This window comes from Sphingomonas faeni, assembly GCF_040407565.1.
GTDB classification, from domain to species: Bacteria; Pseudomonadota; Alphaproteobacteria; order Sphingomonadales; family Sphingomonadaceae; genus Sphingomonas; species Sphingomonas faeni_F.
In genome coordinates, this window is sequence record NZ_JAPZPR010000001.1 from 700,339 (window position 1) to 718,078 (window position 17,740).

18 protein-coding genes are annotated in these 17,740 nt (G+C 64.9%); 15 read left to right on the plus strand and 3 right to left on the minus strand.

The annotated features are described in order from the left end of the window. Positions 1-39 precede the first annotated feature (39 nt). Complete coding sequence (locus O6Y00_RS03030) at positions 40-1,383, minus strand: methyl-accepting chemotaxis protein (RefSeq protein ID WP_353441397.1); 1,344 nt, start codon at positions 1,381-1,383, stop codon at positions 40-42. A gap of 256 nt (positions 1,384-1,639) precedes the next feature. On the opposite strand from O6Y00_RS03030, the gene sdhC reads away from it, so the two are divergent. The 4 genes from sdhC to O6Y00_RS03050 are packed head-to-tail and all read left to right on the plus strand — an operon-like array spanning position 1,640 to position 4,530. After that, complete coding sequence (sdhC, locus tag O6Y00_RS03035; RefSeq protein WP_353441138.1) at positions 1,640-2,050, plus strand: succinate dehydrogenase, cytochrome b556 subunit; 411 nt, start codon at positions 1,640-1,642, stop codon at positions 2,048-2,050. Then, entirely contained in the window at positions 2,050-2,436 is a 387-nt protein-coding gene (sdhD, locus tag O6Y00_RS03040; protein WP_060524023.1) for a succinate dehydrogenase, hydrophobic membrane anchor protein, read from the plus strand. The genes sdhC and sdhD overlap by 1 nt, the downstream gene beginning before the upstream one ends. Further along, the gene (gene sdhA, locus O6Y00_RS03045) at positions 2,436-4,238 is read left to right on the plus strand and encodes a succinate dehydrogenase flavoprotein subunit (protein ID WP_056047438.1); all 1,803 of its coding nucleotides are present in this window, start codon (positions 2,436-2,438) and stop codon (positions 4,236-4,238) included. Before sdhD ends, sdhA begins: the two co-directional genes overlap by 1 nt. 16 nt (positions 4,239-4,254) lie before the next feature. Then, positions 4,255-4,530: a hypothetical protein gene (locus tag O6Y00_RS03050; RefSeq protein WP_192239454.1), complete on the plus strand. Its 276-nt coding sequence runs from the start codon at positions 4,255-4,257 to the stop codon at positions 4,528-4,530. Between the two features lie 116 nt (positions 4,531-4,646). Here O6Y00_RS03050 and O6Y00_RS03055 read toward each other — a convergent pair whose 3' ends face one another. Then, positions 4,647-4,940, minus strand: a complete 294-nt coding sequence (locus O6Y00_RS03055) for a type II toxin-antitoxin system RelE family toxin (RefSeq protein ID WP_353441139.1) — start codon at positions 4,938-4,940, stop codon at positions 4,647-4,649. Next, a complete protein-coding gene (locus O6Y00_RS03060) occupies positions 4,927-5,175 on the minus strand; it encodes a type II toxin-antitoxin system Phd/YefM family antitoxin (protein ID WP_353441140.1) in 249 nt (82 codons plus the stop codon). Before O6Y00_RS03060 ends, O6Y00_RS03055 begins: the two co-directional genes overlap by 14 nt. 98 nt (positions 5,176-5,273) lie before the next feature. On the opposite strand from O6Y00_RS03060, the gene O6Y00_RS03065 reads away from it, so the two are divergent. From O6Y00_RS03065 to lpdA, 11 genes are all read left to right on the plus strand, one after another. Next, positions 5,274-5,855, plus strand: a complete 582-nt coding sequence (locus O6Y00_RS03065; protein WP_353441141.1) for a ClpP family protease — start codon at positions 5,274-5,276, stop codon at positions 5,853-5,855. Positions 5,856-5,988: 133 nt separating this feature from the next. Next, positions 5,989-6,783: a succinate dehydrogenase iron-sulfur subunit gene (locus tag O6Y00_RS03070; protein WP_133031655.1), complete on the plus strand. Its 795-nt coding sequence runs from the start codon at positions 5,989-5,991 to the stop codon at positions 6,781-6,783. Positions 6,784-6,984: 201 nt separating this feature from the next. Beyond that, positions 6,985-7,461, plus strand: a complete 477-nt coding sequence (locus O6Y00_RS03075) for a PaaI family thioesterase (RefSeq protein WP_353441142.1) — start codon at positions 6,985-6,987, stop codon at positions 7,459-7,461. Between the two features lie 135 nt (positions 7,462-7,596). Then, positions 7,597-8,688 carry a cell division protein ZapE gene (gene zapE / locus O6Y00_RS03080; RefSeq protein WP_353441143.1) on the plus strand — a complete coding sequence of 364 codons (1,092 nt, stop codon included), beginning with the start codon at positions 7,597-7,599 and terminating at the stop codon, positions 8,686-8,688. 127 nt (positions 8,689-8,815) lie between these two features. After that, complete coding sequence (gene mdh, locus O6Y00_RS03085; RefSeq protein ID WP_353441144.1) at positions 8,816-9,778, plus strand: malate dehydrogenase; 963 nt, start codon at positions 8,816-8,818, stop codon at positions 9,776-9,778. 75 nt (positions 9,779-9,853) lie between these two features. Beyond that, positions 9,854-10,150: a GIY-YIG nuclease family protein gene (locus tag O6Y00_RS03090; protein ID WP_353441145.1), complete on the plus strand. Its 297-nt coding sequence runs from the start codon at positions 9,854-9,856 to the stop codon at positions 10,148-10,150. Between the two features lie 55 nt (positions 10,151-10,205). Then, the gene (gene sucD, locus O6Y00_RS03095; protein WP_056047458.1) at positions 10,206-11,090 is read left to right on the plus strand and encodes a succinate--CoA ligase subunit alpha; all 885 of its coding nucleotides are present in this window, start codon (positions 10,206-10,208) and stop codon (positions 11,088-11,090) included. 159 nt (positions 11,091-11,249) lie between these two features. Next, complete coding sequence (locus tag O6Y00_RS03100) at positions 11,250-14,186, plus strand: 2-oxoglutarate dehydrogenase E1 component (RefSeq protein ID WP_353441146.1); 2,937 nt, start codon at positions 11,250-11,252, stop codon at positions 14,184-14,186. 126 nt (positions 14,187-14,312) lie between these two features. Beyond that, a complete protein-coding gene (gene odhB, locus O6Y00_RS03105; RefSeq protein ID WP_353441147.1) occupies positions 14,313-15,563 on the plus strand; it encodes a 2-oxoglutarate dehydrogenase complex dihydrolipoyllysine-residue succinyltransferase in 1,251 nt (416 codons plus the stop codon). Positions 15,564-15,681: 118 nt separating this feature from the next. Further along, on the plus strand, positions 15,682-15,945 hold the full coding sequence (locus O6Y00_RS03110) for a GIY-YIG nuclease family protein (protein ID WP_353441148.1): 264 nt from the start codon (positions 15,682-15,684) through the stop codon (positions 15,943-15,945). A 95-nt stretch (positions 15,946-16,040) separates the two neighbouring features. Then, on the plus strand, positions 16,041-17,435 hold the full coding sequence (lpdA, locus tag O6Y00_RS03115) for a dihydrolipoyl dehydrogenase (RefSeq protein WP_353441149.1): 1,395 nt from the start codon (positions 16,041-16,043) through the stop codon (positions 17,433-17,435). Positions 17,436-17,740 lie beyond the last annotated feature (305 nt).

The window sequence follows — 17,740 nt, forward strand, 5'->3', positions numbered from 1 at the left end:
ATACCGTCATGGCCCCTCCCAGGCCCCGCCAGGGGGGTGTTATGCTGCGACCTTGGCGACGAAATCGCCGGCGCTGTTCTTCAGGTTGCTGAGGCGTCCGTCGAGCACGTCGAAGCCGCGACCGACCCCGTCGATCTCGCTCGCGACGGTTTCGGTGTCCTCGCGGATCGCGGCGATGGTGGTGGACATCGAATCGGCGGCCAGCGCGGTCTCGTCGACGGCGGCGGTGATCGCGGTCACGGTCTGCGCCTGTGCCTCCATCGCGTAACGGATACGGTCCGCGCTCTCCTGCACCTCGGCGACGGTCGCCTTGATGCTCGCATTGGTCTCGACGGTGCCGCGCGTTGCCGACTGGATCGCCGCGATCTTGGCGGCGATGTCGTCGGTCGCCCGCGCGGTCTGGTTGGCGAGCGACTTCACTTCTTGTGCCACGACCGCGAACCCGCGGCCCGCATCGCCCGCCCGCGCGGCCTCGATCGTCGCGTTGAGGGCAAGCAGGTTGGTCTGGCCGGCGATGTCGCGGATCAGGCCCAGGATCGACTCGATCGATTTCGCATGATCGCTCAGCGTTTCGGACATGCCTACCGCCTGGCTTGCCTGGCTCGAGGCGCGCGTCGCGATTTCGGCGGCAGCTTCCACCTCGGTCCGCGCATCCTCGATCGCGCGGATCAGGCCGGCGGCGGTCTGCGCGGCCTCGCGCATCGCCACCGCGGATTGCTCGGCGGCAGCGGCGACTTCGCTCGCCTTGCCCAGCACCGCGCGCGTCGACGCCGAACTGCGCACCGTCTGCTCGCGCAGGCTATGCCCCTCGTTCGTCGCGGTTTCGACCATCGCCGCGATACCGTCGCGAAACTCGGCGGCCAGCCTGTCGCGCGCGCGCTGCGCGGAATAGGCGCTGTAGGCGTTGTAGATGGCGACCGTGATCTCGCCCTCCAGCGCCGACAGCCGCATGAGGGTGTCGATGAACATAGGCAGCTTGGCCCCCTCCCGATCGACCCGGCGCATCAGCACGTCCAGCGCGGCACGGTCGCTCGCGCTGATCATCGACAGCAGCGCCATCGGCGACACGTCTGCGGCGTAGGCGGCGGCAACCGAGCGCTCGACCGACTCGATCCAGCTCCGGCCGGCGGTGTCGAGGAACCGGTTCTGCAAAAATGTGCAGCCGATCTCGATCATCTTCTCGGTCTCGCTTGGCGCCCAGATCCGTTCGTCGGAGAAACAGCGCAGCCATTGCTCCCAATAGGCCTTGGAGACGACATTGATCTCGGGGCCGATCGCCTCCCAGACTTCGCGGCTCGCCGACGCCAGCGAACCGTCGAAATCGAACACACGAAGCCTCGCCGGGAGGTCGACGGTGGCGGCGATCGCACCGGGCGTCGGCAGGTCTGAGGTCAAGGCGGTGGACTCCGGAACGGGATTTTGCCCGCCCAGCGCTACAGCCGATAGATTAAGACCTGGTTAGGGATGGAGAGACGGCTGGATACCCGAAGCCGTGCCGGACAGGCACATTACCCTGGGTTACCCCACATGCCGCCAATGGGTTGCATCGCAGCACGCGGTGGCTAATAGGTCGCCCAATCTATATATTCTGGACCAAGCTGTTCTTGGTTCGTCATCTTCTGGTTCGAGGACTCCGCCCTTGGCATCGCGCAACCCGGCACGCCCGCTTTCTCCCCATCTGCAGGTCTATAAATGGGGCCCGCACATGCTGGTCTCGATCCTGCACCGCGCGACCGGCAGCGGGATGGCGACCGTCGGCAGCCTGCTGCTCGTCTGGTGGCTCGCCGCGATCGCCGCGGGCGATCAGGCCTATGCGACCTTCGTCGACGTGTTCACCACCGACACCGGCCGGCTCAACATCATCGGCTACATCGTCGCGGTCGGGCTGACGCTGTCGCTGTTCCAGCACATGATGACCGGGATCCGCCACATGGTGCTCGATATCGGCGCCGGCTACGAACTGAAGCGGAACAAGATGGGCGCGATCGCGACGATGGTCGCTTCGGTCGCGCTGACGATCGTGTTCTGGCTCTACATGGGGATCAAGTAATGGGTTCGGGTACGGCAATCGGTCGCGTCCGCGGCCTCGGCAGCGCGAAACACGGCGCGCATCACTGGTGGCAGCAGCGCCTGACGGCGGGCGCGAACCTGTTCCTCATGCTCTGGCTGATGATCTCGGTAGCGCGGATGCCCGGCTATGATTACGCCGCGGTCCATCTATGGCTGCAGTCGGCTTGGGTCGCGGTGCCGATGGCGCTGTTGATCTTGTCGGTCTTCTATCACTTCCGTCTTGGTCTTCAGGTCGTGATCGAGGATTACATGCACGACGAGAGCCGTGTCGTGACGATGATCCTCCTCAACCTGTTCACCTTCACGCTGGGCGGCATCGCCCTGTTCGCGATCTTGAAGGTCGCCTTCTCCGGAGCTCCCGCGTAATGTCAGCTGCCTACAAGATCATCGATCATACCTATGATGCGGTCGTCGTCGGTGCCGGCGGCTCCGGCCTGCGCGCGACGATGGGCATCGCCGAGAGCGGCCTGAAGACCGCGTGCATCACCAAGGTCTTCCCGACCCGCAGCCACACCGTTGCTGCACAGGGCGGCATCGCCGCCTCGCTCGGCAACAACTCGCCGGATCACTGGACCTGGCACATGTTCGACACCGTCAAGGGCTCCGACTGGCTCGGCGACCAGGACGCGATCGAGTATCTCTGCCGCGAGGCCCCGCAGGCGGTCTACGAGCTCGAACATGCCGGCATGCCGTTCAGCCGTAACGAGAACGGCACGATCTATCAGCGTCCATTCGGCGGCCACATGCAGAACATGGGCGAGGGGCCTCCGGTCCAGCGCACCGCCGCCGCCGCCGATCGCACCGGCCACGCGATGCTCCACGCGCTGTATCAACAGAGCCTGAAGTACAACACGGACTTCTTCGTCGAGTATTTCGCGCTCGACCTGATCATGGAGAACGGCGTCTGCCGCGGCGTCATCGCGCTGTGCATGGAAGACGGCTCGATCCATCGCTTCCGCAGCCACCAGACCGTGCTTGCCACCGGTGGCTATGGCCGCGTCTATTTCTCGGCGACTTCGGCGCACACCTGCACCGGCGACGGCAACGCGATGGTGCTCCGCGCCGGCCTGCCGCTGCAGGACATGGAGTTCGTCCAGTTCCACCCGACCGGCATCTACGGCGCGGGCGTGCTCATCACCGAGGGCGCACGCGGTGAGGGCGGTTACCTGACCAACTCCGAGGGCGAGCGCTTCATGGAGCGCTATGCCCCGTCGGCGAAGGACCTCGCCTCGCGCGACGTCGTCAGCCGCTCGATGGCGCTCGAAATGCGCGAAGGTCGCGGCGTCGGCAAGAACGGCGACCACATCTTCCTGCATCTCGATCACATCGATCCCAAGGTGCTCGCCGAGCGCCTGCCGGGCATCACCGAGACTGGGAAAGTCTTCGCCGGCGTCGATCTCACGCGCCAGCCGCTGCCGGTCACGCCGACCGTGCACTACAACATGGGCGGCATCCCGACCAACTTCCACGGCGAGGTCGTCAACCTCGTCGACGGCAACCCCGACGCGGTCGTCCCCGGCCTGTTCGCGGTCGGCGAAGCGGCCTGCGTCTCGGTCCACGGCGCCAACCGTCTCGGCTCGAACAGCCTGATCGATCTCGTGGTGTTCGGCCGCGCGACCGGCCTGCGGATCAAGGACACGCTGAAGCCCGGCACCGCGCATGCGCCGCTGCCCAAGGGGTCTGAAGACCTCGCGCTGACGCGTCTCGACCATTTCCGCAACGCGAGCGGCGGTTCGCCGACCGCGCAGATCCGTCTCGACATGCAGCAGACCATGCAGAAGCATTGCGCGGTGTTCCGCGACACCGAGCTGCTCAACCAGGGCGTCGAGAAGATGGCCGGGATCTACAGCCGGATGACCGACGTCGCCGTGAAGGATCGCAGCATGATCTGGAACACCGATCTGGTCGAGACGATGGAGCTCGACAATCTGATCGGCCAGGCGGTCGTGACGATGAACTCGGCCGCCAACCGCACCGAATCGCGCGGCGCGCACATGCACGAGGATTTCCCCGAGCGCGACGATGCGAACTGGATGAAGCACACCATCACCACCTTCAACGGCTGGGGCGGCAAGGGCGGCGAGACCAAGATCGATTTCCGCCCGGTCCACGACTACACGCTCACCGACGACATCGACTACATCAAGCCCAAGAAGCGGGTATACTGATGAAGCGGATGTTTCGATGACGTGGGCCATCATCGCGATCGGGTTCCTCGTGCCCGTCGCGGTGGGGCTCCTGACGCGCTTCCAACCGATGATCGCCGGCTTCCTGTGGCCGGTCGTCGTCGCGCTACTGACCGCGATCTACGTCTTCGCCATCGAACCCCGCGGCGTGGGCGAAGAGCCCCAGAAGATAGCGATCACCTTCTACGCGCTGTTCTCGCTGGTAGGCGGCGTCCCCGGCGGCCTCGTAGGCTGGATCCTCCAGTACAAGCGCACGGCTAAGCAGGCAAACTAAGCGTTGTTCTAAAGTCCCGTTCTCCTGCGAACGCAGGAGCCCAGGATCACAAACGCCGCGCTCCGTAACCCTGGACTCCTGCGTTCGCAGGAGAACGGGCGACTGAGACAGATGTGCTACCGCTCGAGCCGCCCGGCTGCAATCTTGTACACCAGATTACGATCGCGCCGCCCGACCGCGACAACAACCACCGTCACCAAGCCATCATCGACCCGGTACACAAGTCGATACCCCGCGGCCCGCAACTTGATCTTGTAACACCCGGTCATCCCGCTCAGCCGCGCACTCGCGATATGCGGCTCGCCCAACCGCTCGGTCAGCTTCGCCTTGAACTGCTCGCGAACATTGGCGCCAAGCTTCTCCCACTCCCGCAGCGCGCTCGGCAGGAACGCGAGACTATAAGTCGCCAAGCGACACCGCGACCGGCACCTCGTCGGCACGCGCCCGCACCAGGTCTGCCAGTTCGACGTCCTCCAACCGGTCCATCAATTCCTCCCAAGCCGCCGCCGGCACCAGATACGCAGCAGGCGTATTCCGATTGAGCACGGCCACCGGAAATCCGCCCGCAGCCTCGATGACTCCGGAGGGGTTCTTCTTCAGGTCGCTGATGCTAACCGTCGCGCCTGCATGAATGCTCTCGATCATGACCGTCTCATAGCACGTCGAACAGGTCTCATCAAATCACCGTGCTGATATGCGGCAACCATTCGGAACCCACCGCCCCCGCAAAAGTTTGCCGCGGCATGACCGACACATCCCCCGCTTCGAACGCCCGCAACTACCCCTTGCTGGCCGCCCCCCACATCCACCTCCACGGCCCCGTCGACGACGCGATGTACGACACTTTCAAGTCGCAGCTCGTCGCCGCGCCCACCGAGGGCCCGCTGGTCGTCTCGATCACCACGCTCGGCGGCGATCCCGAGGTCGCTCGCGCGATGGGTGACAACATCCGCCTGCTCCGCGAATATACCGGCCGCGAGACGCTCTTCCTCGGCAAGGTCGCGGTCTATTCCGCCGGCGCGACCTTCATGTCCGCCTTCCCGGTCGACAGCCGCTTCCTGACGCGCAACAGCCGCATCATGATCCACGAGCGCCAGATGCAGAGCACGATCGAGCTCAACGGCCCGCTCAACACGCTGTCCTACACGCTCAAGGCCAAGCTCCACGAGATCGAGGATTCGATCAACATTCAGGAGGAAGGCTTCCGCGCGATCGTAGAGGGTTCGAAGGTCTCGCTCGAGGACCTGAAGAAGAAGGCCCCCTCCAACTGGTACATCGAAGCCGAGGAGGCCCGCGACCTAGGCCTGATCCTCGACATCATCTGACCCGGCACCAGAAGGCAACGCGACAGCGGGTGTGACGCATGTTGCACCCGCGAAGCTAAGGATTTGCGGGGAGGGCCCCTGTCATGTATCGGCTCTGACAACCTATAATCACACCACGGACGGACCGCTCGCAATGGCCGAATTCTCGCTCCCGAAAAACAGCGTCGTCAAGAAGGGCGTCAAGCACGCCTCGACCAGCCAGGGCTCGGGGGCGGGTAAGCGTCTCAAATCGTTCAAGGTCTACCGCTACGATCCGGACAGCGGCGAGAACCCGCGCTACGATAATTTCGAGCTCGATCTCGACGATACCGGCCCGATGGTGCTCGACGCGCTGATCAAGATGAAGAGCGAGCAGGATTCCTCGCTCACCTTCCGTCGCTCGTGCCGCGAGGGCATTTGCGGCTCGTGCTCGATGAACATCAACGGCAAGAACGGCCTCGCCTGCACCACCGCGATCGAGGATTGCAAGGGCGAGGTCCAGATCACCCCGCTGCCGCACATGGACGTGATCAAGGACCTGGTCCCCGACTTCACGCATTTCTACGCGCAATATTCGTCGATCAAGCCATGGCTGCAGACCGTCACCCCGCCGCCCTCGGGCAAGGAGCGCCTCCAGTCGCCGGAGGACCGCTCGAAGCTCGATGGCCTGTACGAGTGCATCCTGTGCGCATGCTGCTCGACCTCGTGCCCGAGCTATTGGTGGAACGCCGACAAGTTCCTCGGCCCCGCGATCCTGTTACAGGCCTATCGCTGGCTCGCCGACAGCCGCGACGAAATGACCGGCGAGCGCCTCGACGAGCTCGAGGATCCGTTCCGCCTGTATCGCTGCCACACCATCATGAACTGCGCGAACGCATGCCCCAAGGGTCTCAACCCCGCCAAGGCGATCGCCGAGATCAAGAAAATGGAAGCCGAACGGATCGTCTGATCCTTTGGGGGAGGGGGCGTGTTTAACTCCTCTTCCCCACCCCAATCCGATTTCCCCCTCCGGCCCTGCTTTCCCGTCCCGCTCCCCCCTCCCGGTCGTGCTGAGCGAAGTCGAAGCACACGCTGGGGGCGGGGGATGGAATTTCCCAATGCCCTTCGACTTCGCTCAGGGCGAACGGTGTGGGGATCGAAGGACAGGTTCGTGACCACCCCCGCTCCCCAACCCCATTTCGTCGAAGCCGAAGACCCCGCCAACCCCGGCTGGCGCAGCTGGTCGCTCTCCGACCCCACCCGCTTCAACACGCTGCTCGGCCCCATGCTCTACCGCGTCGACGGCCAAACCGTCCGCGTCCGCATCACCCCCGAGCATCGCCACTCCAACCTCCAGAACAACGTCCACGGCGGCGCGCTCCTCGCGTTCATCGACGTTGCGCTGTTCGCCGCCGCCAGAGGCTTCGGCCTGATCACCGCCGGCACCGCGGTGACGCTCGATCTCAACACGCAATTCATCGGCGGCGGTCGCATTGGCGAGCCGATCGAAGCGCAGGTCGAGGTGCTCAAGGAAACCGGCCGCCTCTTGTTCCTCCGGGGCCTCGTGGTGCAAGGGGACGACGAAACCAAGATCGCCGCCTTCTCGGCCACGATCCGCAAGCCGTCGCCTAAGCCGCCAAAGGGCTGACTCCGGCCGCTATCACCACCCCGGCGAAGGCCGGGGCCCAATTGGGAAACGATCATTGATCAAGCGCAGCGCTCCGTTACCGCGACCTTCCCAACTGGGCCCCGGCCTCCGCCGGGGTGGTAAAGGGTTAGCGGCGTGACCGTCCTCAAGGCCTACGAAGCACTCGTAGCCTCGGGCGAACTCCGCCCCGACCCCGAACAGGCCGCCGCCGCCGCCCGCCTCAACACCCTCGCCACCGAACTCGCCACCCCCAAATCCACAGGCTTCTTCGCGCGCTTCTCCAAGAAAGCCGACCCCCGAGGCGTCTACCTCTGGGGCGGAGTCGGTCGCGGCAAGTCGATGCTCATGGACCTGTTCTTCGCCAACGCCCCAGTCGACAAAAAACGCCGCGTGCATTTCGGAGAGTTCATGCTCGAGGTCCACGCGCGCATCGCCGCCGAACGTCGCAAGGAAGTCGGCGACCCGATCGTCCCCGTCGCCACCGCGATCGCCGACGAGACGCGGTTGCTCGCGTTCGACGAGATGATGGTCACCAACAGCCCCGACGCGATGATCCTCTCGCGGCTGGTGACGTCGCTGCTCGATTCCGGCGTGACGATCGTGACGACCTCGAACCGCCCGCCCGCCGATCTCTACAAGAACGGCCTCAACCGCGAGCATTTCCTGCCCTTCATCGCGACCATCGAGCACCGCCTCGACGTGCTCCCGCTCAACGGCCCCGTCGACTATCGCCGCGACCGGCTCGGCAGCCAGGACACCTGGCTCGTCCCCAACGGCCCCGAGGCCACTGCGCAACTCTCCGCCGCATTCTTCCGCCTCACCGACTTCTCGACCGACGACAGCGAGCACGTCCCGGCCGAAGACCTGATCGTCCAGGGCCGTACGCTGCGGGTGCCGAAATCGCTCAAGGGCGTCGCGGTGTTCAGCTTCAAGAAACTGTGCGGAGAAGCCCGCGGCGTGGCCGACTACCTCGCCATCGCGCGGAAATTCCACACCGTCATCCTCGTCGGCATCCCCAAGCTCGGCCCCGAGAACCGCAACGAGGCGGCGCGGTTCGTGGCGCTGATCGACGCGCTGTACGAGCACAAGGTCAAGCTCCTCGCCGCCGCCGATGCGCAACCCGGCGACCTCTACGAAAGCGGCGACGGGCGCTTCGAGTTCGACCGCACGATCAGCCGCCTCGAAGAGATGCGGTCCGAGGATTATCTCGCTGAGGGCCATCTCTAAGCGTATTGCACATGCGAACTAGTTGCAATAACAACCCGCTTTTGTCCTTTTAGCGGTTGCCGTAGCGGGATAATGCGCGTAACCGGCGTCACCAATCACCCCGCACATCAGACGGAGACGGATTGGAATGGCTCGCAAGAAGATCGCGCTGATCGGCGCCGGTAATATCGGCGGTACGCTCGCGCACCTCGCAGCACTCAAGGGCCTTGGCGATATCGTCCTGTTCGACGTCGCCGAGGGCATCCCTCAGGGCAAGGCGCTCGACCTGTCGCAGTGCGGCCCGGTCGAAGGCTTCGACTCGCAGATCACCGGCTCGAACGATTACGCCGACATCGCCGGCGCGGACGTTATCATCGTCACCGCCGGTGTCGCACGCAAGCCCGGCATGAGCCGCGACGACCTGCTCGGCATCAACCTGAAGGTCATGAAGGCCGTCGGCGAGGGCATCAAGAATAACGCCCCGAACGCGTTCGTGATCTGCATCACCAACCCGCTCGACGCGATGGTGTGGGCACTTCGCGAGTTCTCCGGGCTGCCGCACCACATGGTCGTCGGCATGGCCGGCGTGCTCGACTCGGCACGCTTCAGCCACTTCCTCGCCGACGAGTTCAAGGTCTCGGTCAAGGACGTCACCAGCTTCGTGCTAGGCGGCCACGGCGACACAATGGTCCCGGTCATCAGCTACTCGACCGTGTCGGGTATCCCGGTGCCGGATCTCATCGCGATGGGCATGTCGAGCCAGGAAAAGATCGACGCGATCGTCAAGCGCACGCGCGGCGGCGGCGGCGAGATCGTCGCGCTGCTGAAGACCGGCTCGGCATACTACGCGCCGGCGACCAGCGGCATCGCGATGGCCGAAGCGTATCTATACGACCAGAAGCGCGTGCTTCCGGCGGCGGCGTATGTGTCGGGCGAGTATGGCCTGACCGATCTGTACGTCGGCGTGCCGGTGGTGATCGGTGCTGGCGGCGTCGAGAAGATCGTCGAGATCAAGCTGGACGACGAAGCCAAGCAGAACCTCACCGTGTCGGTCGATGCGGTCAAGGAACTGATCATCGCCTGCAAGGGCATCGATGGTTCGCTGAACTGATTTGAGGTGAGGTAAGGAACCAAAAGGAGTAACCACCACCCCGGCGAAGGCCGGGGTCCAGTTGGGGAAGCCGAAATGATGGAAGAACAAGCGTTCGTCTACATCATGGCCAACTTCCCCAACGGTGCGATCTACCTCGGTTCGACCGTGAACCTGCCAAAGCGTGTGTGGGAGCACCGCAACGGTTTCGGCGGTTTCACCAAGCGTTACTCCTGCAAGATCCTCGTCTGGTACGAGGCCTGCGGTGAATGGGAAGCGGCACGGCAGCGCGAGCTGCAAATGAAGGAGTGGAAGCGGTCCTGGAAAGTGCGTGAGATCGAAGGGTTCAATCCTGCTTGGGATGACCTGTACGATCGTATCGCGTTACCATGACCGCCTTCCCAACTGGACCCCGGCCTTCGCCGGGGCGGACCGGACTGGAGATAGAATGAGCATCCTCGTCGACAAGAACACCAAGGTCATCACCCAGGGCATGACCGGCGAAACCGGCAGCTTCCACACCAAGATGGCGCTGGAATACGGCACGCAGATGGTCGGCGGCGTCACGCCCGGCAAGGGCGGCACCACCCACCTCGACCTCCCGGTCTACAACACCGTCGCCGAAGCCAAAGCGATGACCGGCGCGACCGCGTCGGTGATCTACGTGCCGCCCCCCTTCGCCGCCGATTCGATCCTCGAGGCGATCGACGCCGAGATCGAGCTGATCGTCGCGATCACCGAGGGCATTCCCGTGCTCGACATGGTCAAGGTCAAGCGCGCGCTGTCGGGCTCCAAGTCGCGCCTCATCGGCCCGAACTGCCCCGGCGTGCTGACCCCCGGCGAGTGCAAGATCGGCATCATGCCCGGCTCGATCTTCAAGAAGGGCTCGGTCGGCGTTGTCAGCCGTTCAGGCACGCTCACCTATGAGGCGGTGTTCCAGACGTCGAACGCAGGCCTTGGTCAGACGACCGCGGTCGGCATCGGTGGCGATCCGGTCAACGGCACGAACTTCATCGACGTGCTCGAGCTGTTCCTCGCCGACGACGAGACGCAGTCCATCATCATGATCGGCGAAATCGGCGGCGACGCCGAGGAGCAGGCGGCACAGTTCCTCCGCGACGAAGCCAAGCGCGGTCGGTCGAAGCCGATGGCAGGCTTCATCGCCGGTCGTACGGCGCCTCCGGGCCGTCGCATGGGCCATGCCGGCGCGATCGTGTCGGGCGGCAAGGGCGACGCGGAGAGCAAGATCGCGGCGATGGAAGCTGCCGGGATCAAGGTCTCGGAAAGCCCCAGCCTGCTCGGCGAGACGCTGCTGAGCGTGTTGAAGGGTTGAGCTGACTACCCCTCTCCCCCCGGGGAGAGGGAAGGAGCTGCCTCTTGGCAGCGGAAGGGTGAGGGCACGTGACCGCCCGTGCCCTCACCCTCCCACCCGCAAGTGCGGGCGGGCCCCTCCCTCTCCCTCGCGGGGAGAGGGACACTGAGGACGAGAACGATGGGCTACGAAGGCCAGGATTTCAGCGATATCGCAGCCGGCGTCAGCCCGGCGTTCGTGGAGACGCTCTACGCCAAGTTCAACGCGGACCCGGCCTCGGTCGAATCCGGTTGGCGCGCGTTCTTCGAGGGTCTCGAAGGCTCCGCGCAGGGCCCGAGCTGGGAGAGCGCCCGCTGGCCGCTCACCACCACGGACGACCTGACCGCAGCGCTCGATCCGACTCAGATGGAGCCCGCGCCCAAGCCAGCAAAGGGTGGCAAGCCCGCTCCCGCAGCAGCGGCACCCGCGCCCGTCTCGAAGGAAGAGATCGCCAAGGCCGCCGCCGACGCGATCCGCGCGCAGCTGCTCGTCCGCACCTACCGCGTCCGCGGTCACCTCGCCGCCAACCTCGATCCGCTCGGCCTGTCGAAGCGCGAGATGCCCGAGGATCTGAAGACCGAATATCACGGCTTCTCCGACGCCGACATCGACCGGAAGGTCTATCTCGGCGGCACGATGGGCTTCGAATGGGTCTCGATCCGCGAGCTCGTCGACACGTTGCGCAAGAATTACTGCGGCAATGTCGGCCTCGAATACATGCACATCTCCGACGTCGAGGAGCGCCGCTTCCTCCAGGAGCGCATGGAGGGCCAGGACAAGGCGATCGAATTCTCCACCGACGGCAAGAAGGCGATCCTCACCAAGGTGATCCAGGCCGAGCAGTGGGAGAAGTTCCTCGGCAAGAAGTATGTCGGCACGAAGCGCTTCGGGCTCGACGGCGGTGAATCGATGATCCCCGCGCTTGAGAGCGTGATCAAGTATGGCGGCCAGATGGGCGTGCGCGAGCTCGTCATCGGCATGGCGCACCGCGGTCGCCTCAACGTGCTAGCGAACGTGATGGCCAAGCCGTTGCGCGTGATCTTCCACGAATTCGCCGGCGGTTCGGCCAACCCCGACGACATCGGCGGCTCGGGCGACGTGAAGTATCACCTCGGCACCAGCACCGATCGCGAGTTCGACGGTCACAAGGTTCACATGAGCCTGGTCGCCAACCCGTCGCATCTCGAAGCCGCCGACCCGGTCGTGCTCGGCAAGACGCGCGCGATCCAGACGCTCAACAACGACCTCAAGGATCACGTGGCCTCGTTGCCCGTGCTGATCCACGGCGACGCCGCGTTCGCAGGGCAGGGCATCGTCTGGGAGTGCCTCGGCTTCTCTGGCATCCGCGGCTACAATACCGGCGGCTGCGTCCACTTCATCATCAACAACCAGGTCGGCTTCACGACCTCGCCACAGTTCGCGCGCTCGTCGCCTTACCCGTCGGATGTCGCAAAGGGCGTGCAGGCGCCGGTCTTCCACGTCAACGGCGACGATCCCGAGGCAGTCACCTTCGCCACCAAGATGGCGATGGAATTCCGCCAGAAGTTCCACCGCGACATCGTCATCGACATGTGGTGCTATCGCCGCTTCGGTCACAACGAAGGCGACGAGCCGTCCTTCACGCAGCCGCTAATGTACGACATCATCCGCAAGCACCCCGGCGTCAGCTCGGTTTACGGCGATCGCCTGATCAAGGAAGGCGTGATCGACCAGCCCTGGATCGACGAGAACGTGAAGCAGTTCACGCTCCGTCTCGAAGGCGAGTTCGAAGCCGGGTCGTCGTACAAGCCCAACAAGGCGGACTGGTTCGGCGGTCGCTGGACCGGCCTCAGCGCGCCCACCGACGGCGCGTCGGCGCGCCGCAACGTCGAGACGGGTCTCAGCACGAAGCTGTTCGACTCGCTCGGCCGCACGCTGACGACGATCCCGGACAGCGTGAAGATCCACAAGACGCTCAACCGCGTGATCGATGCCAAGCGCGAGATGTTCAAGTCCGGCAAGGGCTTCGACTGGGCGACCGGCGAAGCGCTCGCGTTCGGTGGCCTGCTCTCGGAAGGCTACGGCGTCCGTCTGTCCGGCCAGGATTCGGGCCGCGGCACCTTCTCGCAGCGTCACGCCGTCTGGGTCGACCAGACCGACGAGCACAAGTACGTGCCGTTGCAGGAAATCGAGCACGGTCGTTTCGAAGTGCTCGACAGCCCGCTCAGCGAATACGGCGTGCTCGGCTTCGAGTACGGCTACGCTCTCGCCGACCCGAAGACGTTGGTCCTCTGGGAGGCGCAGTTCGGCGATTTCGTCAACGGCGCGCAGATCATGATCGATCAGTTCATCACGAGCGGCGAGTCGAAGTGGCTTCGCGCCAACGGCCTCGTGATGCTGCTCCCGCACGGTTACGAAGGGCAGGGGCCAGAGCATAGCTCGGCACGTCCCGAGCGCTTCCTGCAATCGTGCGCGGACGACAACATCCAGGTTGCGAACTGCACCAGCCCGGCGAACTATTTCCACCTGCTTCGCCGGCAGATGCACCGCAACTTCCGCAAGCCGCTGATCGTGATGACGCCGAAGTCGTTGCTGCGGCACAAGCTCGCAGTTTCGAATGCGGAGGATTTCCAGGGCGACAGCCACTTCCGCCGTCTGTTGTCGGATACCAATCCGGCCGCCGACGTCGACACGAAGCGTCTGGTCCTGTGCACCGGCAAGGTCGCGTACGACCTGATCGAGGCACGCGACGCGGCGGGCGATACCGACACGCAGATCGTCCGCGTCGAACAGCTTTATCCCTTCCCCGGCAACCCGATCGCCGAGCGCGTTGCACGGATGCCGAACCTGGAAGAGATCGTCTGGGCGCAGGAAGAGCCGAAGAACAACGGCTATTGGTTCTTCGTCGAGCCGCTGATCGAGGAGGCGCTGGCAACGGTCGACTCACCGGTGAAGCGCGCGCGTTACGCCGGCCGCAACGCCTCGGCCTCGCCCGCGACCGGCCTGATGAAGCGTCACCAGGCCGAACAGGGCGCGCTCGTCGCCGACGCGCTCGGCCACTCCGTCCGCGACGAAATCCGCCGCACCCGCGCAAACTAAGTTTTTCTACCACCCCGGCGTAGGCCGGGGCCCAATTGGGATGGTAGATGTAATTGAGCGAAACGCCGGCCACTCAGCGTTTCGTAACTGGACCCCGGCCTACGCCGGGGTGGAGGAAACGAGAAAATGGCAACCGAAGTCACCGTCCCCGTCCTGGGTGAATCGATCACCGAAGCCACCCTCGGCGAGTGGCTGAAGCAGCCCGGCGACCCCGTCGCGGTCGACGAGCCGATCGCCAGCCTTGAGACCGACAAGGTCTCGGTCGAGGTCCCGTCGCCGGTCGCCGGCGTCATGGGCCAGCACGCCGTCGCCGTCGGCGACACCGTGCAGGTCGGTGCGATGCTCGCCACGATCGACTCGGGTGACGGCGCGGCCGCTGCGCCCGCCAAGACTCCCGAGCCTGCCGCGACCGCAACGCCCGCAGCACTCGCCAAGGATGAATCTGGTGCAGGCTATGGCGACCAGCCCGGTGCCGGCACCAGCGACTCGCCCGCCGCGCTCTCCCCGTCGGTCCGCCGCGCGGTGCTCGAGCACGGCGTCGACCCCGGCACCGTCAAGGGCACCGGCCGCGACGGTCGCATCACCAAGGAAGACGTGACCGCCGCCGCGTCGAGCAAGCCAGTGCCTGCCCCCGCCGCAGCGCCCGCTCCGACGGCAGCGCCCGCCGCTGCTTCGGGTCGCGGCGAGGAGCGCGTCCGCATGACGCGCCTCCGCCAGACGATCGCCAAGCGCCTCAAGGAAGCGCAGAACACGGCCGCGATGCTGACGACGTTCAACGACGTCGACATGACCGCGGTGATCGAGGCACGCGCCAAGTACAAGGACCTGTTCGAGAAGAAGCACGGCGTCCGCCTCGGCTTCATGGGCTTCTTCGTGAAGGCCGCGACGATGGCGCTGCGCGACATCCCGTCGGTCAACGCGTCGATCGACGGCGACGACATCGTCTATCACGATTACGCCGACATCTCGGTTGCGGTCTCGTCGCCGGGCGGCCTCGTTGTCCCCGTGATCCGCGATGCCGACCAGATGTCGGTCGCGACGATCGAGAAGACGATCGGCGACTTCGGCAAGCGTGCCAAGGAAGGCGCGCTCAAGATGGACGAGATGAAGGGCGGCACCTTCACGATCTCGAACGGCGGCGTATTCGGCTCGCTGATGTCGACCCCGATCATCAACCCGCCGCAGTCGGCCGTGCTCGGCCTCCACCGCATCGAGGAACGCCCGGTCGTCGTCAACGGCCAGATCGTCATCCGCCCGATGATGTACCTCGCGCTCAGCTACGACCACCGCCTGATCGACGGCCGCGAAGCCGTGACGTTCCTGGTGGCGCTGAAAAATGCTATCGAGGATCCGACCCGTATCCTGATCGACCTCTGACCCAAAACGGCTCCTCGTTCTCCTGCGAACGCAGGAGCCCAGGGTTCCAGGCACAGCGCCATGTAACCCTGGATTCCTGCGTACGCAGGAAAACATGAGGCCCGGCTTTGTGTAACTAATGGCGAGCAGCCGCAACGGAACGCTCTACCTCGGCGTCACCAGCGACTTGCTCGCCAGAGCCTACCAACACCGCAACCGCCTGATCGATGGCTTCTCCAAGGAGCATAGCTGCATCCTCCTTGTGTGGTTCGAGGCGAGTGACGACATACAATCTGCACGACAGCGCGAGCTGCAGATGAAGAAATGGAAGCGGGCCTGGAAGATCGACCTGATCGAACAGACCAACCCGCACTGGAAGGATTTGTACGAGACGCTCTTCTAACCCGTTCTCCTGCGAACGCAGGAGTCCAGGGCGACAAGCGGCGCCTCCCGTAACCCTGGGCTCCTGCGTTCGCAGGAGAACGACGGAGATGAAGAATGGCTGACTACGACTATGACGTCCTCGTGATCGGTGCGGGCCCCGGCGGTTACGTCGCGGCGATCCGTGCCGCGCAGCTCGGCCTGCGCACCGCCTGCGCCGAGAGCCGCGAGACGCTCGGCGGCACCTGCCTCAACGTCGGCTGCATCCCGTCGAAGGCGCTGCTCCACGCCTCCGAGATCTACGAGGAGGCCAAGGGCGGCCACCTCACCAAGTTCGGCATCGACTTCCAGGGCGTCACGCTGAACCTCGACCAGATGCACGCCGAGAAGGCCAAGGCCGTCAAGGAGCTGACCGGCGGCGTTGAATTCCTGTTCAAGAAGAACAAGGTGACCTGGCTCAAGGGCAAGGCCGCGTTCCAGGATGCACACACGGTCGATGTCGCGGGCCAGAAGGTCACCGCGAAGAACATCGTCATCGCCACCGGTTCGTCGGTCATGCCGCTCCCCGGCGTCACGGTCGACCAGAAGACCGTCGTCGACAGCACCGGCGCGCTCGAGATCCCCAAGGTCCCCGAGCACATGGTCGTCATCGGTGGCGGCGTGATCGGTCTCGAACTGGGCAGCGTCTGGCGTCGTCTCGGCGCGAAGGTCACGGTCGTCGAGTTCGTCGACCAGATCCTCCCCGGCTTCGACGGCGAAGTCCGCCGCGAGACCGCCAAGCTCTTCAAGAAGCAGGGCATGGAGCTGAAGCTCTCGACCAAGGTCACCGGCGTCACCGTCGCCGACGGCGTCGCGACCGTCACCGTCGAGCCCGCCGCGGGTGGCGCATCCGAGACGCTGACCGCCGACGCGGTGCTCGTCTCGATCGGGCGGAAAGCGAACGTCGACGGCCTGAACCTCGAAGCCATCGGCCTCGAACTCAACAAGCGCGGCCAGATCGAAACCGACCACTCGTTCCGCACCAAGGTCGACGGCGTCTGGGCGATCGGCGATTGCATCCCCGGCCTGATGCTCGCGCACAAGGCCGAGGACGAGGGCGTCGCGGTCGCGGAAAACATCGCCGGCCAGACCGGCATCGTCAACGAGGACGTCATCCCGAGCGTCGTCTACACGATGCCCGAGATTGCCGGTGTAGGCCTCACGGAAGAGGCGGCGCGCGACAAGACGGAGATCAAGGTCGGCAAGTTCCCGTTCGCCGCCAACAGCCGCGCGAAGACCAATCGCGACACCGACGGCTTCGTGAAGATAATCGCCGACGCCAAGACCGACCGCGTCCTCGGTGTGTGGATCGTCTCGAGCCTCGCCGGCACGCTGATCGCCGAAGCCGCCATCGCGATGGAATTCGGCGCGACCAGCGAGGACATCGCCTACACGTGTCATGCGCACCCGACGCATGCCGAGGCGATCAAGGAAGCAGCGATGGCTGTGCAAGGCAAGCCCATCCATATCTAGCAATTGCTAGATATGGATCCAAAGGGCTTGCCCGGCCGGCGGCGCTCCAGCGCCGTCCGACGACAGGGGCTTTGCCCCTGTCCGGCCAAGCAGCGCTGCGCATCTTAAGTAAGTTCGAGAGGGCGTCGGTGGCAATCCACCGGCGCCCTCTCTGCGTTGCAGCGCGAAAGTTGAGGGCGAAGGCAAAGGGGCAAAGGTTAAGTTCGATCGGGGGGATGGATATCGGGGGGATGGATGTTGCCGCAGTTCGCCCCACGCCCCAGGCCCCGTCCACCCGCACCCCCCATCCGTCATCCCGGCGAACG

Bases quoted from the DNA above. Each gene is read 5' to 3' on its own strand.
- lpdA (WP_353441149.1), top strand. From the start codon at position 16,041: ATGGCTGACTACGACTATGACGTCCTCGTGATCGGTGCGGGCCCCGGC.
- O6Y00_RS03100 (WP_353441146.1), top strand. From the start codon at position 11,250: ATGGGCTACGAAGGCCAGGATTTCAGCGATATCGCAGCCGGCGTCAGC.
- sdhA (WP_056047438.1), top strand. From the start codon at position 2,436: ATGTCAGCTGCCTACAAGATCATCGATCATACCTATGATGCGGTCGTC.
- O6Y00_RS03060 (WP_353441140.1), bottom strand. From the start codon at position 5,175: ATGATCGAGAGCATTCATGCAGGCGCGACGGTTAGCATCAGCGACCTG.
- O6Y00_RS03090 (WP_353441145.1), top strand. From the start codon at position 9,854: ATGATGGAAGAACAAGCGTTCGTCTACATCATGGCCAACTTCCCCAAC.
- O6Y00_RS03050 (WP_192239454.1), top strand. From the start codon at position 4,255: ATGACGTGGGCCATCATCGCGATCGGGTTCCTCGTGCCCGTCGCGGTG.
- O6Y00_RS03070 (WP_133031655.1), top strand. From the start codon at position 5,989: ATGGCCGAATTCTCGCTCCCGAAAAACAGCGTCGTCAAGAAGGGCGTC.
- odhB (WP_353441147.1), top strand. From the start codon at position 14,313: ATGGCAACCGAAGTCACCGTCCCCGTCCTGGGTGAATCGATCACCGAA.
- O6Y00_RS03065 (WP_353441141.1), top strand. From the start codon at position 5,274: ATGACCGACACATCCCCCGCTTCGAACGCCCGCAACTACCCCTTGCTG.
- sdhD (WP_060524023.1), top strand. From the start codon at position 2,050: ATGGGTTCGGGTACGGCAATCGGTCGCGTCCGCGGCCTCGGCAGCGCG.
- sucD (WP_056047458.1), top strand. From the start codon at position 10,206: ATGAGCATCCTCGTCGACAAGAACACCAAGGTCATCACCCAGGGCATG.
- O6Y00_RS03110 (WP_353441148.1), top strand. From the start codon at position 15,682: ATGGCGAGCAGCCGCAACGGAACGCTCTACCTCGGCGTCACCAGCGAC.
- mdh (WP_353441144.1), top strand. From the start codon at position 8,816: ATGGCTCGCAAGAAGATCGCGCTGATCGGCGCCGGTAATATCGGCGGT.